Consider the following 485-nt stretch of genomic DNA (forward strand, 5'->3'; position numbering starts at 1 on the left):
TGTCCTTCGGGCCGGGCGCGAACAACGCGTACGTCACCCAGCTCGGGCGGATGCTCGTGGACCGGGGCGGCAAGCGGTTCTACACCGAGGGTCCCGGCCCGCGCTGGGGCGAGGCGGACCGCCGGGCGACGCAGGCCTTCCAGCGGGCGCAGGGCTGGACCGGCGCGGCGGCGGACGGCATTCCGGGGCCGCAGACCTGGTCGTACCTGGTCAGCGGCAAGGGCAAGGACATCCCGGCCGCGGGCGCGGGCGGCGCGGCCCCCGCCGGTGCGCCCGCGAAGACGCCGGCCGCGGCCCCCGCCGGGGCGCCCGCGAAGACGCCCGCGGTGTCGACGGTGCCGGCCTATCCGGGCCTCGCCGCGTTCCGGCCGGGGGCGAGCGGCGACGCGGTGACCCGGCTGGGCAGGCGGCTCGTGGAGAAGGGGTTCGGCGCGTCCTACACGCAGGGTCCTGGCCCGCGCTGGGGCGAGGCGGACCGCCGGGCG

The 485-nt window shown here is 79.6% G+C and carries 1 protein-coding gene; it reads left to right on the plus strand.

The window, feature by feature from the left end; all coding sequences use genetic code 11:
• A partial coding sequence (locus tag GTW43_RS30110) for a peptidoglycan-binding protein (protein WP_202502126.1) occupies positions 1-485 on the plus strand: 485 nt, incomplete at both ends.

This window comes from Streptomyces sp. SID5785, assembly GCF_009870065.1.
Taxonomy (GTDB): Bacteria; Actinomycetota; Actinomycetes; order Streptomycetales; family Streptomycetaceae; genus Streptomyces.